General features: G+C 60.5%; 16 protein-coding genes. 6 read left to right on the top strand and 10 right to left on the bottom strand.

All coding sequences use genetic code 11. The features are described from left to right. Window positions 1-20: 20 nt before the first annotated feature. From ACWF5H_RS01525 to ACWF5H_RS01495, 7 genes are all read right to left on the bottom strand, one after another. Window positions 21-215 carry a ferredoxin gene (locus ACWF5H_RS01525; RefSeq protein WP_452034371.1) on the bottom strand — a complete coding sequence of 65 codons (195 nt, stop codon included), beginning with the start codon at window positions 213-215 and terminating at the stop codon, window positions 21-23. Then, window positions 206-1,477 carry an NADH-ubiquinone oxidoreductase-F iron-sulfur binding region domain-containing protein gene (locus ACWF5H_RS01520; protein WP_452034370.1) on the bottom strand — a complete coding sequence of 424 codons (1,272 nt, stop codon included), beginning with the start codon at window positions 1,475-1,477 and terminating at the stop codon, window positions 206-208. The genes ACWF5H_RS01525 and ACWF5H_RS01520 overlap by 10 nt, the downstream gene beginning before the upstream one ends. Continuing rightward, on the bottom strand, window positions 1,474-2,148 hold the full coding sequence (locus ACWF5H_RS01515; RefSeq protein WP_452034368.1) for an isochorismatase family protein: 675 nt from the start codon (window positions 2,146-2,148) through the stop codon (window positions 1,474-1,476). Before ACWF5H_RS01515 ends, ACWF5H_RS01520 begins: the two co-directional genes overlap by 4 nt. Further along, window positions 2,145-3,524 carry an aromatic ring-hydroxylating oxygenase subunit alpha gene (locus ACWF5H_RS01510; protein ID WP_452034366.1) on the bottom strand — a complete coding sequence of 460 codons (1,380 nt, stop codon included), beginning with the start codon at window positions 3,522-3,524 and terminating at the stop codon, window positions 2,145-2,147. Before ACWF5H_RS01510 ends, ACWF5H_RS01515 begins: the two co-directional genes overlap by 4 nt. 58 nt (window positions 3,525-3,582) lie before the next feature. Next, entirely contained in the window at window positions 3,583-4,131 is a 549-nt protein-coding gene (locus ACWF5H_RS01505) for an aromatic-ring-hydroxylating dioxygenase subunit beta (RefSeq protein WP_452034365.1), read from the bottom strand. 113 nt (window positions 4,132-4,244) lie between these two features. Further along, complete coding sequence (locus ACWF5H_RS01500) at window positions 4,245-6,182, bottom strand: oxidoreductase (protein ID WP_452034363.1); 1,938 nt, start codon at window positions 6,180-6,182, stop codon at window positions 4,245-4,247. An 81-nt stretch (window positions 6,183-6,263) separates the two neighbouring features. Next, a complete protein-coding gene (locus tag ACWF5H_RS01495) occupies window positions 6,264-7,814 on the bottom strand; it encodes a purine-cytosine permease family protein (protein ID WP_452034361.1) in 1,551 nt (516 codons plus the stop codon). Window positions 7,815-8,137: 323 nt separating this feature from the next. Between ACWF5H_RS01495 and ACWF5H_RS01490 the strand changes: the two genes are divergently transcribed. From ACWF5H_RS01490 to ACWF5H_RS01475, 4 genes are all read left to right on the top strand, one after another. Beyond that, window positions 8,138-8,917, top strand: a complete 780-nt coding sequence (locus ACWF5H_RS01490; RefSeq protein WP_452034360.1) for a VOC family protein — start codon at window positions 8,138-8,140, stop codon at window positions 8,915-8,917. 165 nt (window positions 8,918-9,082) lie between these two features. Beyond that, on the top strand, window positions 9,083-9,904 hold the full coding sequence (locus ACWF5H_RS01485; RefSeq protein ID WP_452034358.1) for an SDR family oxidoreductase: 822 nt from the start codon (window positions 9,083-9,085) through the stop codon (window positions 9,902-9,904). After that, window positions 9,904-10,677: an SDR family NAD(P)-dependent oxidoreductase gene (locus ACWF5H_RS01480; protein ID WP_452034357.1), complete on the top strand. Its 774-nt coding sequence runs from the start codon at window positions 9,904-9,906 to the stop codon at window positions 10,675-10,677. Before ACWF5H_RS01485 ends, ACWF5H_RS01480 begins: the two co-directional genes overlap by 1 nt. A gap of 77 nt (window positions 10,678-10,754) precedes the next feature. Next, on the top strand, window positions 10,755-11,585 hold the full coding sequence (locus tag ACWF5H_RS01475; RefSeq protein WP_452034355.1) for an SDR family oxidoreductase: 831 nt from the start codon (window positions 10,755-10,757) through the stop codon (window positions 11,583-11,585). 148 nt (window positions 11,586-11,733) lie between these two features. Here ACWF5H_RS01475 and ACWF5H_RS01470 read toward each other — a convergent pair whose 3' ends face one another. Beyond that, a complete protein-coding gene (locus ACWF5H_RS01470) occupies window positions 11,734-12,375 on the bottom strand; it encodes a flavin reductase family protein (RefSeq protein WP_452034353.1) in 642 nt (213 codons plus the stop codon). Between the two features lie 309 nt (window positions 12,376-12,684). Between ACWF5H_RS01470 and ACWF5H_RS01465 the strand changes: the two genes are divergently transcribed. Continuing rightward, on the top strand, window positions 12,685-13,272 hold the full coding sequence (locus ACWF5H_RS01465) for a recombinase family protein (RefSeq protein ID WP_452034352.1): 588 nt from the start codon (window positions 12,685-12,687) through the stop codon (window positions 13,270-13,272). Between the two features lie 48 nt (window positions 13,273-13,320). After that, window positions 13,321-14,178: a hypothetical protein gene (locus tag ACWF5H_RS01460; RefSeq protein WP_452034351.1), complete on the top strand. Its 858-nt coding sequence runs from the start codon at window positions 13,321-13,323 to the stop codon at window positions 14,176-14,178. Window positions 14,179-14,333: 155 nt separating this feature from the next. Here the strand turns inward: ACWF5H_RS01460 and ACWF5H_RS01455 are convergent, their stop codons facing one another. Both ACWF5H_RS01455 and ACWF5H_RS01450 read right to left on the bottom strand, forming a co-directional pair. After that, window positions 14,334-15,227: a hypothetical protein gene (locus ACWF5H_RS01455; protein ID WP_452034350.1), complete on the bottom strand. Its 894-nt coding sequence runs from the start codon at window positions 15,225-15,227 to the stop codon at window positions 14,334-14,336. Between the two features lie 244 nt (window positions 15,228-15,471). Beyond that, window positions 15,472-16,143: an Abi family protein gene (locus tag ACWF5H_RS01450; RefSeq protein ID WP_452034348.1), complete on the bottom strand. Its 672-nt coding sequence runs from the start codon at window positions 16,141-16,143 to the stop codon at window positions 15,472-15,474. Between the last annotated feature and the right edge of the window lie 202 nt (window positions 16,144-16,345).

The following is a 16,345-nucleotide window of genomic DNA, read 5'->3' as shown; positions in this document are numbered from 1 at the left end:
GGCGCCTTAAACGGACCGGATCATCCGCTTCGCCGTATGGCATTTTCCGGGCAGAGACTAATCGCCTTGAGCACCGCTTTCTCTTCTCCGTCAGGTACTGTTCCGTCTCCGGTGGTGGCAACGTAGCCCCAGTCGTCCATGTTGAAGACGCTCGGGCAAATATCGACACAGGCGCCGTAGCCTTCGCATTTGGTAGCGTCCACAGTTACACGCATGTCTTTTCTCCGTTCAGTACTGGCATCGAACGCCTGCTTAGCTCATCCGAGATGCTGCGGGCCAGAGTGGCAGATCCATTCACGAACGCGCAGGCACCCCGTCCGGAGAGCGTGGTCCCCCACCGGAGGAGGTTTTCCCGGTCCAACTGGGAGTCAGTTCCGTCAGACGCCCGCCTCAGGGTTTTGTGGATTGATTTAGTGCCGTTGATGCAGACGCCGCACTGGCCTGCTGACTCCTGCTGGAACCAGGCGGCGAGCTGTGCAGCAATGGCCACCACGTCATCGTCGGGACCCAGCGCCGTGATGGCGGCTGCACCAAGCCCGCTGCCGCGTGCAGCCACCGCTTCATAAGAGCAGGCCAGAGACAGCAGTTCACCCTGCAGAACACCCCCGAACCAACCGCCCATCAGTAATCCGCTGTAGTTCTCGGGCTTCCCTCCGGCCGCCGCAAACAGCTCACCGATGGTGCTGCCCATCGGCGCCTCATAGATCACCCCGTCCAGATCGGGAGCGAGGAGGGTGAACAGCGCGGTGCCACTGGAGGCTTCGGTCCCGCAGACCCGGAAGGCCGCAGCCCCGTTGTTGGCGATCCAGGCCGCCTGTGCCAGTGTCTCGACATTCGAGACCAGGGTCGGCAACCCGTCCACACCCGCCTCGAACGGCCTTGGCGGTTTGTCCGTCGGCAGGGCCGGGCCGCCGTTGATCGCCCGGCACACCGCGGACTCTTCACCGGCCACGTAGCCGCCGCTGGCTTCAAAGCATTCGAGCCGAAGACCGGCAGGAACCAATCCGGCGGCTGTAACCTCAGCGATGGCTTGCCGGACTGCCCCAATGGAGTCCGGGTGGGAGACATAGACGATCGCGCGGTCCGCGCCCACGGTGGTGGCCGCAAGGAACAGGCCGTCGAGCACCAGATGCGGACGGTTCGTCAGGAGCCAGCGGTCCTTGGCCGAAGCCGGCTCGCCTTCGTGTCCGTTGGCCACCACGACCTTGCGGCCGGAGGCGCTGGCCACCGTCCGCCACTTGATGTGTGCCGGAAACCCGGCGCCGCCGCGGCCGCGAAGCCCCGAGGACTGCAGCTCGTCGAGGATCGCAGCGCCGTCATAGGTGAAGTATCCAAGTTCGCGCTCCGATGCCAGCCCCCAGCCGGGTGCCTGGGCTTCCTCCAGAACGAGGCGGGCCGGGCCTCCGAGGAGGACTCGTGCCTGGCCGAGCGCCTGGGGCGCACGGGAAAGTTCGGTCAGTGCCTTATTAATGCTCATGGCGCCGCTCCAATAATTTCTAGGGCGTCGTCCAGCGACACCACATCTGCGTACTTCGCGTCCATATCCAGTAGTGCCCCGTCGTGTGGGCGCTGTTCCCGGTCCCCCACGCAATCGCGCACGACGAAGGTAGGCAACTCTAAGGCGCACGCATCCACCACACTGGCCCGAACGCATCCCGAGGTAGTGGCTCCACATATCAGTAGCGTGTCCACCTCATCGCTCCTGAGCTGTTCGGCCAGATTGGTGCCAGCGAAGGCGGACGCAGCCTGTTTCATCACCACTGACTCGCCTGGCTCTGGCGCCAGCCGCGGGTCGATTTCGTCCCAGCCGCTGTCTGCCCGCAGGACGGACAGCACCGGCATCTTGGACAGCCAGACCGATGACTTGGCCTGAGCGTCAGTGAAGGAGATGGCGGTGAAGTAGACCGGACGGTTGGCCTGCCGTGCGTTCTTGACTAGCTGGACAGTCCCGGCGACGACGTCATCCAGGTCGAAGCCCGGCCCACACTGCGGATTGGTGAACCCTGTCTGCAGGTCGACGACGACGACTGCGGGACTCTTACCGGGGCGTAGTCGTCCGGCCAACCCCGATTCCCGGTACCGGTCACGGACTTCGCTGATCCACTGTGAATCCTGTTCGTCCGCAGAAGGGTTCGTTGCAGGGTTCACAGTTTGTTCTCCGGCCATTCGCCGGGCTCGGCCCGCATGATTTCCGTGTAGTACCGGTAGAGGTTCCGCTGGACGCCTTCCTCATAGCGGGTCCAGTAGGCCACCCCGGGGCCAGGCCAGTCCGTAACCTCTTTGGCGATGCCTACGCCGGGCATGCCCATCTGGTAGTTAAGTGAGAAATCGAGCACCTCGGCAGCCACCGAACGACCCGTACGTCCGACGGTGATCCAAGGCTCCGTGTCGTCCATTTCGAAGGAACCACCGACGGAGAACGTGCCCAGGCCTGCACGGTAAGCGCGTTCCTTCTGCTCGGGGCTCATGTTCTTGTAGCCCAAGAACCAGTTCCAGATCTCGATCTGGCCAGGCCCCTTGGGTTGCCATGTGCGGATGGTCAGGATGCCCGTCGGTTCGTGGTGGGCGCCGTCCTCGGACATCGGCAGCGCAAGGATCGAAAAATTCGGGAACACGTTGCCCACGAACACTCTGGCCCGCCGGGCAATCTCCAACTGATGTTCGCTGATCCGTGCGGTGTCGAAGTGCTCGGCCAGATCTTCCGGGAAGCCAAAAAAATTGGGACCGGGTTCGTCCGCGTCCTCTGCCATGGAGAAGGAAAGTGAGTGTCCCTTGGCGGCCTGAACGTGGTAGCCCATCATGTTTTCGCTGAATGGCACTGGAAAGGCACCGATGGACCAGACCGATCGGTGCAGCGTGCCCAGATGGTAGTCGTCGCCGGAAAAGTTATCCGATCCGGATTTCCAGTTCGCATCCACCACGAAGCGCTGGGGCGCCCCGAGGACTTCTACGCCGTCCTTGTCCAGACCGAAGACAAGGTCCATGTACCAGCCCATGCCGCCTAGATACTCTTCCAGAGGCGGGGCTGTGGGGTCCAGGGTGGCAAAGACCAGCCCGTGATAGGACTTCACTTGGGCGGCCTTGGTAAGGCCGTTCTTGGACTTGTCCATGCCCCCGAAGGCGTTCTTCCACAGCGGCGCCCCAACAAGGGAACCGTCGGACGAGTAGGTCCAGCCGTGGTACGGGCAGCGGAAGTGCGAGCTGTTGCCGGAGTCCGACCGGCACACCTGCACGCCCCGGTGCCGGCAGGCGTCGAAGAGGACGTGTATCTGGCCTTCTTCATCGCGGGAGACGATGAAGTTGTCTTCGCCGATCTTGCGCACCACGTAGTCGCCGTTAGCAGCGATCTCCGATTCGTGGGCCAGGAATACCCAGCAGCGGCCGAAAATCTTGCGCAATTCAGCTTGGTAGAGGCCCGGATGGCCAAAAATGGATGCCGGCACCTCGCCGTCCGGCAATCCGTTTTCCAACTGCGTCAGCAGGCGGTCGACTTGTGGTGACAGGCTTTGCTCGGTGTTGGTCATGTTCGCTCCTTGCGTCCTGGCGGGTCGCAGAGTTCGGGCTTGGTCAGAAGTTTCAATTTCAGAAGAACAAAGACAGGTTGTGAGTACCGATGACTGTCAGGTCAAGGTTCACCACGCGCCGGAGCAGTTTCCATCCCGCCGCCTCATTGCGCAGAATGTCCATCCGCTCACCGGACAAGATCTGGGGAGTGGTCTGTTCCTGACGCGTCCGATAAATCAGCACGTTGCTGCGCACGTGCAGCAGGTTAGGATCTGTGTCCTCACGAACCCGGATCCCGGTGATGAAGTGACGCACCCGGGACGGCGGGTCTTCAGCCCATGCATACGGCGTCTCGTTGCGGGCCACTTTGCTTTCCAAGGAGCCGTAGTTCTCATTCAGGTGATAACTGCCGTCGACAAATCCAGTCCCCCGTGCGCGCTCAACGGTCTGCCGCAAGGGCAACTGATATTCGATGTCCTTGCTGACCAGGTGCTCGAGCCATTCACGCTCCTTCAGGTCGTCAAGCAGCTCTGCCTCTAGGTTCAGGAAATCCACGGCAACGGCATGCTGCGGACTTCCGACAGAAACCGGCCGCGTTGCCTGCAATACCCCGTTATTTGAATACATTTTTGTATGTACTCCTTCCATTCGCAATCTTGCCATGGTGTGTCGGATCGCACAAGAGGTCCCGCGCAAAAATTCTGCAGAGGGCTCTTATGCAGCTCATTACGGTGAAATCCTCACGCGAGGCGAGCGGCAAAGTATGCCGAATGGATGGCGTCGAAGACCCGACCCGGAACGGCAGCGGAGCCAACGATTTGCACCTCGATGCCAGCTTCCTTCAATGCCTCGGACAGACTGTGGTCCTGCTGCCGCCTCCCAGTGGCCAGTACGACGACGTCGGCCCAAAGGGTCCGGGCGGCCCCTCCTTCCGTTTGTACCCGGACGCCGGCGTGCGTCACGGCCACTGCTTCCGTGCTGGTGAGGACGTCCACGCCGGCCAACGCCAATCGTTGTGGCAGGACGGCGATGTCAGTAAAGACTTCATCGCCGCCGAGCAAGCTTGGCCCCCGCTCGACGACGGTGACTTTTGTGCCTGCCCGGGCGGCAAGGCGCAGGGCCGTCTCGCTGCCCTGTAAACCGCCGCCGATGACCACCACGTGGCCGTCGAGTTTGGCGGACTCCGTGGCGGCTTGGGGCCTGATCACCGGCACGGCCGAGTCGATCGGGAAGTCAGCCTCACGGTCAGGGGCTCCGGTGGCCAGGAAGACGGTGGCGTATCCGCCCTCGATCAGTTCCCGGGCGGTCGCGGCCCGGTGGATCACCGTGATGCCGCGCCGACGTACTTCATGTATCAGGTGCCTCGTCAGTCCTGCAAGATCCTGCTTAATATCGGATCCGAGTGAATGGGCCAGCAGCCCACCAAGTTCGTTGGGCTCAAAGAGCGTCACGTCGTGTCCCCTGTCGTGCAGCAGGGCCGCGCTTCGCAGTCCCGCGGGCCCGCCGCCTGCCACTGCTATCTTTCGGGATGCCGGCGCCGGGTTGATCGGGAAGCGGCCTTCCTCGGATACGTTGGGATTGACGCTGCAGCCGACGCTGCGCCCGGTATTGATGCCGCGGTGCAGGCAGCCGTCGTTACAGCGGATGCACGGGACGATCTCCATTGCCCTGCCGTCTTGCGCTTTTTTCGCCCAATCCGGGTCGGCCAGCAGCGCCCGTCCGAGCGAGACAAAGTCGGCGGACCCGGATGCAAGGATGTCCTCGGCCACGTCAGGGACGACTATCGAGCCGGAGGCGATGATCGGGATGGTGACGGCCTTGCGGATTTCCTCCCAGCCCCAGCGGTGCGGCGTTCTTGGCATGAACCAAGGGCTGACCTCCCATTCCATCAGGGCGTGGTGGCCGCCGGATGCATGGACGACGTCGACCCCGTGTTCTTGGAGGAGCCGACTCAGGGCCACTGTCTCCCCGATGGGAATTCCGTCCTCCTCATAGTCCGTAACGGAGAGGCGGATACTCAGGGGGAAGGATCTTGGCACATGCGCCCGGATGCTGTCGACGACTTCCAAGAGCAGCCGGGAACGGTTTTCGAACGAGCCCCCGTATTCATCGGTCCTGTCGTTTGTGTGCGGCGACAGGAAATTGGTGATCAGGTAACCATGGCCGGCGTGGACCTCCACGATGTCGAAGCGCGCGGCGTGGGCACGGGCGGCGGCTAAACCGAAGGCCTCCACCACTCCTTTGATCTCGGGCACGGTCATGGGGACGGGCTGGTTGCCGTACTGCGACTCCACGTAGTCCCATGACGAGGTGGACGCGGATTTCATTGACCCTTGGCCGAGGAATTTCTGCCGGCCTGTGTGCACCAGTTGGATGCCCACTTTGGCTCCGGTGGAGTGGACCTCGTCCACCAGCCAGCCGAGGCCGGGTATGTGTTCGCGTCGACTGATGCCCACCTGGCCGTGGATCGATTTGCTCGCGTCGTCGTCGACGTAGCTGTACTCCATCAGCACCAGTCCAACCCCGCCTTCACCCAGTCGGCGGTAGTGGTTGACGGTCCGCTGAGTTACCGTGCCGTCGGGGTTGGAGGTGGCGGTGGTTTGCGGTGATTTAATCACTCGGTTCCGTATTTCAAGATTCCCGATTCGACCCGGGGTAAACAGGTGCTCGAACTCCATTCGGCTGCCTTCCTTCTTGGTTCGTTGAATGGCAACACTCCGGTCACCGTGCCGCTCGGCCCGGTGACCGGAGCGTCGAGGTCACTGGGCCGTGGTGGAGGCCGTGCGGCGTCCAGTGGCGCAGGCGTCGCAAATCGGGGCCAAGTCGGCGTGGACGTCACGGTCCATCTCGATGGTCACATAGGAGCGGTCGCAGATGTGGCATTCAATCCAGTGCCGTTCCGGGTCATCGACCTCAGTACGGGGATCGGGCTTGGACGCGTCGACCCGTGTAGGAGCCAGCGTCAGAACCAGGGCGTAGAGCACGGTGGCGGTTACCAGCGCGACGATGGCGGGAATGGCACTCAGTGCTACTGGGACGCCGGGCACTTCGGCCACAAAGATGCCTGCCCCGGCGGAGACTACCCATACGCCCAGCCCCCAAGTGACAACTGGGAGCCGCTGTGCCCGGAATTCCGGTCCGTGGTTCCTGTCCCTGGATACCATCGCGTAGTGCGTGAGCGCGATGGCCACCCAGCTGACCAGGAACACTCCCTGCCATGTCAGTGCCTTCTGCAGGTACGCGAAGACGTCGGTGAGCATCATTAGGAACACCAGGACCGCAACAAAAACCACCCATACGCCACGATGCACGCGCCGTCCGGTCAGTCCGGTCCAGATGCGGTCCCAGTTGGTGGACGCCTGATAGTAGTTCAGGGTGTTGATACGGGTTTGGGATATGACGATCAGGATCAGCCCCAGCACCCCGCTCGCCCCCAGTATGGCCAGCACAACGCCGGTCTCTGCGGCCGGCTCGGTCGGGATCACGGCGCGAACAAGGAATATCCCTGCGAGTCCGTTGACCAGAAACAGAACGAAGTAGAAGACCGGGCCAAAACTGACACGCGAATGGAACCTCTCATCCTCGATCCGCCCAAAACGCGCGAAGTCCTGTGTGGTGGGCATCAGCAGCCAGATACCCATGTACAGCACAAAGCCCAGCAGCCATCCCGGGTACGCCCGCCCCTCGACGGGCACGATCCCGTCGAAGCTGAGCCAGTCACTGCCGGGGTAGTTGATGGCGGTGATGATCAGGACCGCGATCAGCCCCACCCCGTAAAACGGCAGCAGCAGTCCGTTGACCCGAGCCATCCATGTCTGGACCCCGCCCAGCATCAGCGGCAGCATGGCGATCACGATGATCGCGTACCAGATGCGGATATCCCAGTCTGGGGTGTAGTAGTGGAACGCCACCGCGAGGGTGCTGCTCTCGAAAACCGCGTAGTACGTCGTGTTCGCAGCGATCAGAATAGCCGTCAGGAACGCACCGGCTGTGCCGAACATGCGCCTGGTCAGCATGGTGCTGTTCAACCCGCTGCGAATCCCCCACCGGGTAAATAACCGTCCCATAATGGAGTAGGTGAGCACGCTGAGCACGATCGCGATTACAGCGTTGACGCTGCCGTACAGGCTCGCGACCAGCGCTCCGTAAAACAGCCACACCATCGCACTGATCAATGACCAGAATGACATAGTCAGCTGCCAGCGCCCGATCCGGGCTGACACCGGCACCACATGGTTGCTGTAATCGTTCGCCAGTTGCTCGGCAACTACTTGGGGATCGTCGGTTACCCGGCTCTTTAGGGGTGGCATAGATATTTCAGGCAGAGAAGAAGACATCTTGGCTCCTGAACCAGAGAGTGTATACAAAAATGGATGCGCAGCCGCTGCTGCTTCATTGAAGCTGTGATTGCAATCACTGTCAATGAATTTGGCAAATATTTATGCGCGGGCGGTTTGGGGACAAAAGATGGGGCGATCTAGGCGACCAGGTAATAGTTTCGAAAACCGTTGACGCCCCTTGAGGATGGGGCTAGGTTCAAAGTGTCTTCAAAAGTGTATCCACAGGAAGGGATTGTGCGTTGAAAATCTACGGGCTGTCGTGGCTGGGCTCCAGCAGCCAAAATTTGGACGGGATGACGAAGCTGCTCGGCGACGTCTTGGGGCTCGACGTTGAGCTGGAACAGGACCATGCGCGCGTCTTCAGCTTTCCGGACGGGAGCTCCTTCGAGGTGTTCAAACCGACGGACTCGAACCATGACTTCTTTGAACACCCGGTCGCCGGCATCCTTGTGGATGACGTCCGGGAAGTCCGCATCCACATGGAAAAGGCCGGGATCGAATTCATCGGCGACGTGCACGATGGCGTTGCCGATTCGTGGGCCACCGCGTGGTCTCATTTCCGGGCACCCGACGGTTACATGTATGTCCTTGTCAGCCGGCCCTCACTCGCGCCGGAGGAACACCGACGGACATTCGATGAGCTACGAATTTGCTTGAAGGTCAAGGATTTGGATTCGGCGGTGAAGTTTTACCGCGATGGTTTGGGTCTTGATGTCGTGGATGATTGGACCCATCCGGGCGGGCAGCGGGGCGTCCTCTTCAATGTCAGCTATGCCTCGATCGAATTGTTCGACGAGGACCAGTGGGATCTCGTGGACCAGTCCGAAACGGGCACGCTTCTGGAGACAGACGTTGCCCTCCGCGTGGAAGCCCCCGACGTCGGCCGGCTCAAGGAACTTGCCTCGCATCTGACCGACGCTGGCGGAAAAATCTCAGGAGAAGTCACCGACACCCCTTGGGACCAGACCGTCCAGCGCCTGGAGGTTCCCGGCGGACATCAGCTCTCGCTCTTCGTACTTCCTGAGGAGGAGCGCGTGGTCCGCGAACGCGCCAGAAGGCGGCTTCAGCCCTGATCAGCAACAAATAGTCATTCGAAGCCAGAAACAATTCGGCACGGGTCCTAGCTTCACCAGCGACCGAGCGCCGGTGCACCAAAGGAGCTAAGGAATGCTTTTACTCAAGACTGCAATGCGAGAACCAGCCTGCCTTCGGGCTTTCACAACTAACGGAGGAATCCGTTGACCCGGCTTGAAGGGCAGGTCATCGTCCTGACCGGCGCCGGGTCCGGGATTGGCAAGTCCGTCGTCGAGCGGTACGTCGCGGAAGGCGCCCGTGTGGTGGCGGTCGACATTTCCGGTGAGCGAGTGTCCCGTCTGCGCGACGAGTTGGGCGACGCCGTCGAACCTATTGCTGCCGACGTCAGCTCCTGGGAGGGCAACCTGAGGGCGGTCAACCGGGCCGTTGAACGTTTTGGACAGCTGGACGTGTTCGTCGGAAACGCCGGCATCACCGACGGCGCCACCATGCTCGAGGACATTGACGGAGAGGGCCTGGAATCGGCCTTCAACGAACTGTTCGGAGTCAATGTGCTGGCGCCGCTGCTGGGGGCGCGTGCTGCCCTCCCCCACCTGATTGCGTCCAACGGAAGCATCATCCTGACCGCTTCATTCGCCAGCTCGCATGCCGCAGGCGGAGGCGTACTGTATACGGCCTCCAAGCATGCGGTCCTGGGCGTGGTGCGGCAGCTCGCTTACGAGTTCGCCCCCGATGTCCGCGTCAATGGCGTGGCTCCCGGCGTCGCTCCCACACGTCTGGGCGGCATCAGCGCGCTGGGGCAGTCCTCCCACAATTCGGTGCTGGACGGCACCGGTGCCGTCCTGCCGCTGCAGGAGGTTCCGACCACCGAATCCTATGCCGGTGTCTTCACCCTGCTGGCCTCCCGGGAGGACTCGGGCATCATGACGGGCACCGTCATCACCGCGGACAGCGGCCTGGGTGTGAGGGGCCTCAGCAGGCCGGGCGGTCGCGTCGGTCGAGCTCGGACGAAGGCAGGCGCTTGATGGAAGGTACGGACAGGGCGCGCCGTGCCATTGTGACCGGGTCCCGCCAAGGCATTGGTGCGGCCATTGCCCAAGCGCTGGCCCGGGCTGGACACAGTGTGATGATCTGCGCGCGGTCCGGTCCCGAAGCCATGGCCGAGAGCGCCACGCGGCTTCAGGCGGAGACCGGCAGCCGCGTGGCCAGCTTCACCGGAGATCTAACCCGCGAAGAGGACATCGGTCAACTTCATGATGCCGCCGTCAGCGTTTTCGGGGGTGTTGACATCCTGGTAAACAATGCCGGCGGATTCCTCGAAGCACCGCCGGCGCTTCAGACCCAGCGACAGGACTGGCAGCAGCAGCTGGACGTTAATCTCACCTCGCCATTCCTGCTCTCGCAGCGTTTCCTGCCCGCCATGATCGAGCAGGGCTGGGGCCGGATTGTAAACATCGGGTCCGTCGTGGCCCGCTCGCCCGCACCGGGAAACGCCATTGGTTATGTGGCGGCCAAAGCCGGCCTGGTCGGCATGTCGCGGCAGCTGGCGCTGGAAGTCGCCCGGACCGGCGTGACCGTCAACGTCGTCCACCCGGGCAGCATCGGCACCGAACATTTGGACGATTATTTTATGACAGCACCGGACGGCACCAAGCAACATCTGATGGACAACATCCCGCTGGGGCGGCTGGGTCGCGCACCCGAAGTTGCCGCGATCATCCCCTATCTGGTGTCGGAGGACGCCGCATTCACAACGGGCGCGAGCATCGATGTAAATGGCGGCGCCGTAATGGCCTGATCGACGAATCAATCTCACTCAGACCATCGTGGGCCCTTCGTGACCCACGATTTCTGAATACCTGAAGGAAACACAACATGTCAGACCTGACTGGGAAGTCCGCACTCATCACCGGCGGCGGTGCGGGAATTGGACGCGCAGTAGTTAGTGCGTTTCTGGAGGCCGGAGCCCGCGTGGCCGTGCTGGATCGCGACAAGTCACGCCTGCAGGAATTGACAGCGGAGTTCGGCAGCGAAGTGGTTACCTCGCTGGGATGCGTCGAATCGCTGGACGACAACCAGCGGGCCGTCGATTCCGCCGTCGATGCGTTCGGCCGGCTGGACATTTTCGTGGGCAACGCCGGCGTGGGCGCCGGGAATCTCTCGTTGGCGCAAATTCCTGCCGACAAACTGGAAGAGGCGATCGACGAAATTTACGCTGTGAACGTCAAGGGCTATCTATTGGGAGCCCGAGCCAGTCTGGGACCTCTGCTGAGGTCCCGTGGCACCATGATTTTCTCTTGTTCCTTGGCCAGCTATAGGGCCGTCGACGACGGCGTGCTGTACGTGTCCACGAAACACGCGAATCTGGGAATTGTCCGTCAATTGGCATGGGAGTTTGCACCACAGGTACGCGTAAATGGAGTGGCGATTGGCGTAGCCCGGACCCGAATGGAGGGTCTGCGCTGCTTGAGCCAGGATCCGATCGATGCCGTGCTTCCGGGGGCGGAGTCTGTTATCCCCCTGCAACGAATTCCCGAGCCGGAAGATTACGCCGGAACCTTCGTCTATCTCGCCTCCGCCAAAGCGTCCGGACACGCCACCGGCGAATGTGTATGGGTAGACAGCGGATTCGGTGTTCGAGGCATTGGCCGACCCGCAGGCGGTACGGACCTGAATGCCGACGAACTGGATGCCATCCGGGCCTAAAGCATTGCCTGGTCACAGGTCCGGTTGTCAGAACAAACCCCAAAAAGTTTGAAGGGTGCGCAAAGCATCCATCATCAAAGCGGTAGCCACCGCGATCGTCACCTTCGGCCTGGAGGCTGAAGGTTCTACGCCCGCTTTCTGGCCCGGCTCAGTCCCCCTGCCTGCAGACCGCTGAGCTGGGCTGGAACGGGCCGGGCCATTCCGCCCGCCGAATGCGCTTGAGCTCTCTCACTTCACCTACGACTGCCCATTCGTCCCGGCCCAAACGGGCCAGAGGCTGCAGGCAGCCGATACGAGGATGATCGCCGTCAAGGACAGCGGATGAGACAGCTGCATGAATCACCTCACCGAAAACCAAAGTGCAATCCCCCATAACGATTGCTTGGTGCAGTCGGCATTCCAGCGCCACAGGGGACCCCTGCACTCGGGGCGGTCTTACGCTGTGGCTAGGTTCGCGGACGAGTCTCGCCATGTCGAACTCGCTGACGTCCGGTGAAAAATTGGTCCCGGTGGCGTTGACCTCAGCCATCAGGGAAGCGGTAGCAAAGTTCACCACAAATTCCCCTAGCGCTCTGATATTCCGCAACGTATCTTTTTCGCCAACCGAGGTGAACTGCACGATCGGCGGATTCACGGAGGCGACAGTGAAAAAGGAGTGTGGTGCGAGATTGTCTATGCCGTCATCGGAGGTACTCGAGACCCAAGCGATCGGACGCGGGACAACCACGGCAGTCAGAAGACGGTAGAAGTCACGGTGAGTTAGGTCCTGGGGCGTGAATTCAGTGCGCACCCAGATATCCTAGCGACCGCGCATGGCCCTAGATACTGTGAATGGCCGCGTTCCCATGTTCGGCTCGCATTGCTACGAACTCCGCCGGCTTATCGCAAAACCTCCGCGCCAAGATTCGACCGCGGCACCGGAAGTTGCTTTTGGTGCGTGGAGTACCGGGAGCGTCCCACTAGCCGGTCCTCCACCGCGACACTTACGGACCGCTCCAATGCCGCGAAAAATCCCATATAAGTACTGGCTTCTCAGATTCGCGTATACCCTGCCCGCAAAAAAGCCCGGTGAAGGTGGCCTCAACGCTACAGTTAGGGCATGTCCGCGCACATCATCGGCTACGCCCGCGTCTCGACCAACGAGCAGGACCTCACCGCCCAAAGAAACGGACTGGCCGCATTAGGTGTCCCCGAAGACAGGATCTATACCGACCACGGGCTCACCGGCACCAACCGCGACCGGCCCGGCCTCCGTGAAGCCCTTGCCGCGGTCCGCGCCGGCGACACCCTGGTCATCACCAAACTCGACCGGCTCGCCCGATCCCTGCCCGACGCCCGCGACATCGTCGAAGAACTGACAAAGAAGAAGGTGAAGCTAAGCATCGGCGGATCCGTGCACGACCCGACCGACCCGGTCGGCCGACTCCTCTTCAACGTCCTGGCCATGGTCGCCGAATTCGAATCCGACCTCATCCGCGCCCGCACCCGCGAAGGCATGCAGGTAGCCAAGGCCAAAGGACGGCTCCGCGGCAAACAGCCCAAACTCTCCAAAAGCCAGGAAGCCCACCTAGTCTCCCTATATAAGGGAGGAGAACACACCACCGCCGAGATCGCCGAGCTGTTCAAAGTCGCCCGCAGCACCGTGTACCGCATCGTTCACCGCACCCACTCCAACAGCGCACAGTAGCACGCAACAGTATTTCGGACTTATAAGAGTCAATTGGAGAGTCCTGCAATGATGGATTCAAATGCTAGTTCACCCGCTGAAGATCCTCAGGCTGGCAGCAAGCACATACTCCTGACGCGCCTTGAACACGATCAAGAAATTGCAACAGATCTTAAGGAGCTATTCCCGGTTCAACAGGGCAGCGTTTTGGAGCTAGATGACCGAGCTTTAGGTGATTATGCTCTTTCTGGTCTGGTCATGGATCTGCTGACAACTGCCACCCATGTTTCCAGCAGCCTGCGAAAGCTCATTGTCATGGAGACCGAAGAAGGGTCCCGCGTCTTAGCCCCTCTGCATGGTCCCTACGCGCTCGTCCGAGCTCACTTAGAGGCTATGAGCCAAGCATTGTGGCTGATGACGCCACAATCACGACGCGCAAGAATAAAAAGGTGCATCCAATACTGGTGCGCTGAGGTTAAACTCCTGAATGGCTTTCAAGCAGAATGGGCAAAATCATTCTCCATGCCAAGGCGCATTGGATACGAAGATTTGAGAGTCATCGCTGCTGAAGCGGGGTTGCCCCTCGAGGGGTTCCCAGCGAAGAAGAAGTGGATCCCTATCGGTTCGGGCGATATCCTGAAGTCAGTGGAGTTCGCTCACGAAGACGCGACAATTACTTGGTTCAATACTTGGCAATTGTGTAGCGGATTTGCACATAGCAAGCAGTGGGCTTCCAAGATCTTCAACGAACGACCCTCTGCTTCCGGCGAAGAAGGCCAAGAATCCAGGGGGGAAGCGAATACTTCATTGCCTGTGCTGGCTGGTGTCGTTCATGAAGCTGGGCTACTTCTCGATGAGGCTGCTCGACGTTATGGCCAATTGTCGATGACACCGAATGCCGCTTGGCCCCGGCGAGGTGTCCTGTAAAACAGCCTCAGAAATGCTGCATTCCATAGTGAGACTCCTGTCCCTGGCCCGCATAGCTCCCCCCTCTAATCGAATCCAGCCGCAAGGAACGAGTCGCGCGGCCGACTTATGCTTTGATCTCGGAAAAGTAGCTGAGATGTTCGTTCATTCTCAACTCAACCGGGGGCTTCAGACCGACGAGGAATCTTTGCAGCCAGTCTTGCCTGTGCAGAGGCCATGATGGTCGACAGCTGAGGTGCGTATCCTGCGTAATCTGCGAACCTGAAAACCCCATAAGTGATTACCGCGTTCGCTAGTTCCAAGATTTTGGTTATTGCCACCGGGTCTGGCGTTCGACTGGTTGCAAAGGTACCTGGCGCAATCTCCTGCCCCGGGTTTACCAGTTGCAGTTCCAGGGAGGGCCATCTCTTCCCATGCGCAGAGCCCGCCGAGGCTCTCCATAGCCTCTCGACAACTGTTGGGTCCGCCAAGTCGGCATCTGCACTTCCCTTCGTAGCCACCGTTGCGACAGCTCGTTTGACGATATCCATATACCCCGGAAAACGGATGACTTCTGTATCGCCGATAACGAATTTCATTCGTTCGAGGACGATCGCTTGGGCTTCTTTGAGTCGATTCTTGCGATCGGCCTGTGCTGCCTTCCGTTGCTGATCCAAGTCGTCAGAAACCAAGCAAAGGTGGCGTCGGATACACTCTTGTGCTGTATCCCCATCCATAACCCAAACGGCATGGGCTGAAGATTCGACGGCGGCCCGGGAAAGTGTCTGAACGGGCCTGAAAGTGTGAATTACTTCTGCTTCTGGATGGAAGCGGAGTGGTGCAGCATGGTCGGCCCAGAGCTTCATGTGCTCGATCCCTGCCACCAGGAACTCGCGGCACCAATCCGAGGACCTCTCAAAGGGATATAGAGCGTTAATCTGTTCAAAGTTTGATCCCTTGATCGGCTCCCCGATTTGTGAGAGGACATCCTCTAGAAGCCTAGAGGAGTGGGCGACCGCTACCCAAGGCTCGACAATGTCCCTTGAAAGCCCAACCCGCGTATCCACCATTACTTCATCCTACGGCGCATCGAGGACCGGCTGGCCTCTTGCCAGCGTGCAATGGTTCCAGATGCCACTTTCTATCTACCTCGATAGGCGACCATCTCTGGTCCGCTTGCGACCGATGAGACTGAGTGTGGGGTTCGAAATGTGGGCACTCTCTTACAGGATGAATGACGCAAAGGCACTGGTCGCGCCTAGAGGCACCCCCTGTCGCCTACTTACTACCCAGAAGTTATAACCATGCCGCGCATTAAGGCTTGGAAGCGAGTAGCCCGGCGACAGTGCTGTGGGTGCGAACATGCAATTGAACATCGCGATCTAGGACACTTAGCAACCAAAATAGGTCACGATGCGCCTTATTGGCTTTTTTCAGGTTGGGCTCGTGATGCGCTAGTCGGTTTCTGACGCCGTTGAGGGTTCGAAGCCGCGAGTGTACGTCATGCCTGGCGACCCCTTGGGAGAAGGCCTTGTGCAGCGCTTGAGTCCAAAGCGTACCCTCGAAGCGAGTGTCGAGAAGATCGACCCACGCCCCGAATGTCAGGTCTGCAACGATCCGGCCCTCGATTAGCGGGTTGAGTTGAGGAGCGAACTCATCACAGCCAAATTTCTGTCGAGATTCACGGAGCCTGTTACGGAGCCATTCGTTGGCATCGAAAGGGGTGCCGGCTTTGTTTGTAGTCATCGCGACCGGGAACAGGGTTTGAGCGGTTGGGGCAGCCAGCCAAGAAAGTGCGGGCTGAACCAAAGCACTGAGTTCGCGGTGAAGGGCGTTTCTAAGCGCGACTTCAAGGTGCGCAAAGTCATGCAGTAGGGCAGCGTTAACAGCTGTGTTCCATTGGTACAGGTCAAACGCTCGCTGGGTATTGTTTCCGCCGGCTCGAAGGTACGTCTTGAATCGGTCAATGGTCAGCCAGTCCTGCACCCACGGCGCGAAGGCAGACCCATTGGGATGCAATTTCGTGGCCTTTCCGATACGATGAGGGAGCAAGTTCAGGATAGCCTCTGGCGGACAAGGGCCGTTACCGTTACCTGAGCGCATAACTTGGTCGCCCCGGTATTCCGTCCTCGAACGGACCCGGGGCGTTCCCATGCCTAGACCCGTTTGCAAGTACAAGTAGTGGGCC

The sequence above is a fragment of the Arthrobacter sp. NPDC055138 genome (assembly GCF_053607305.1).
This window is presented reverse-complemented; position numbering and strand designations above follow the sequence as displayed.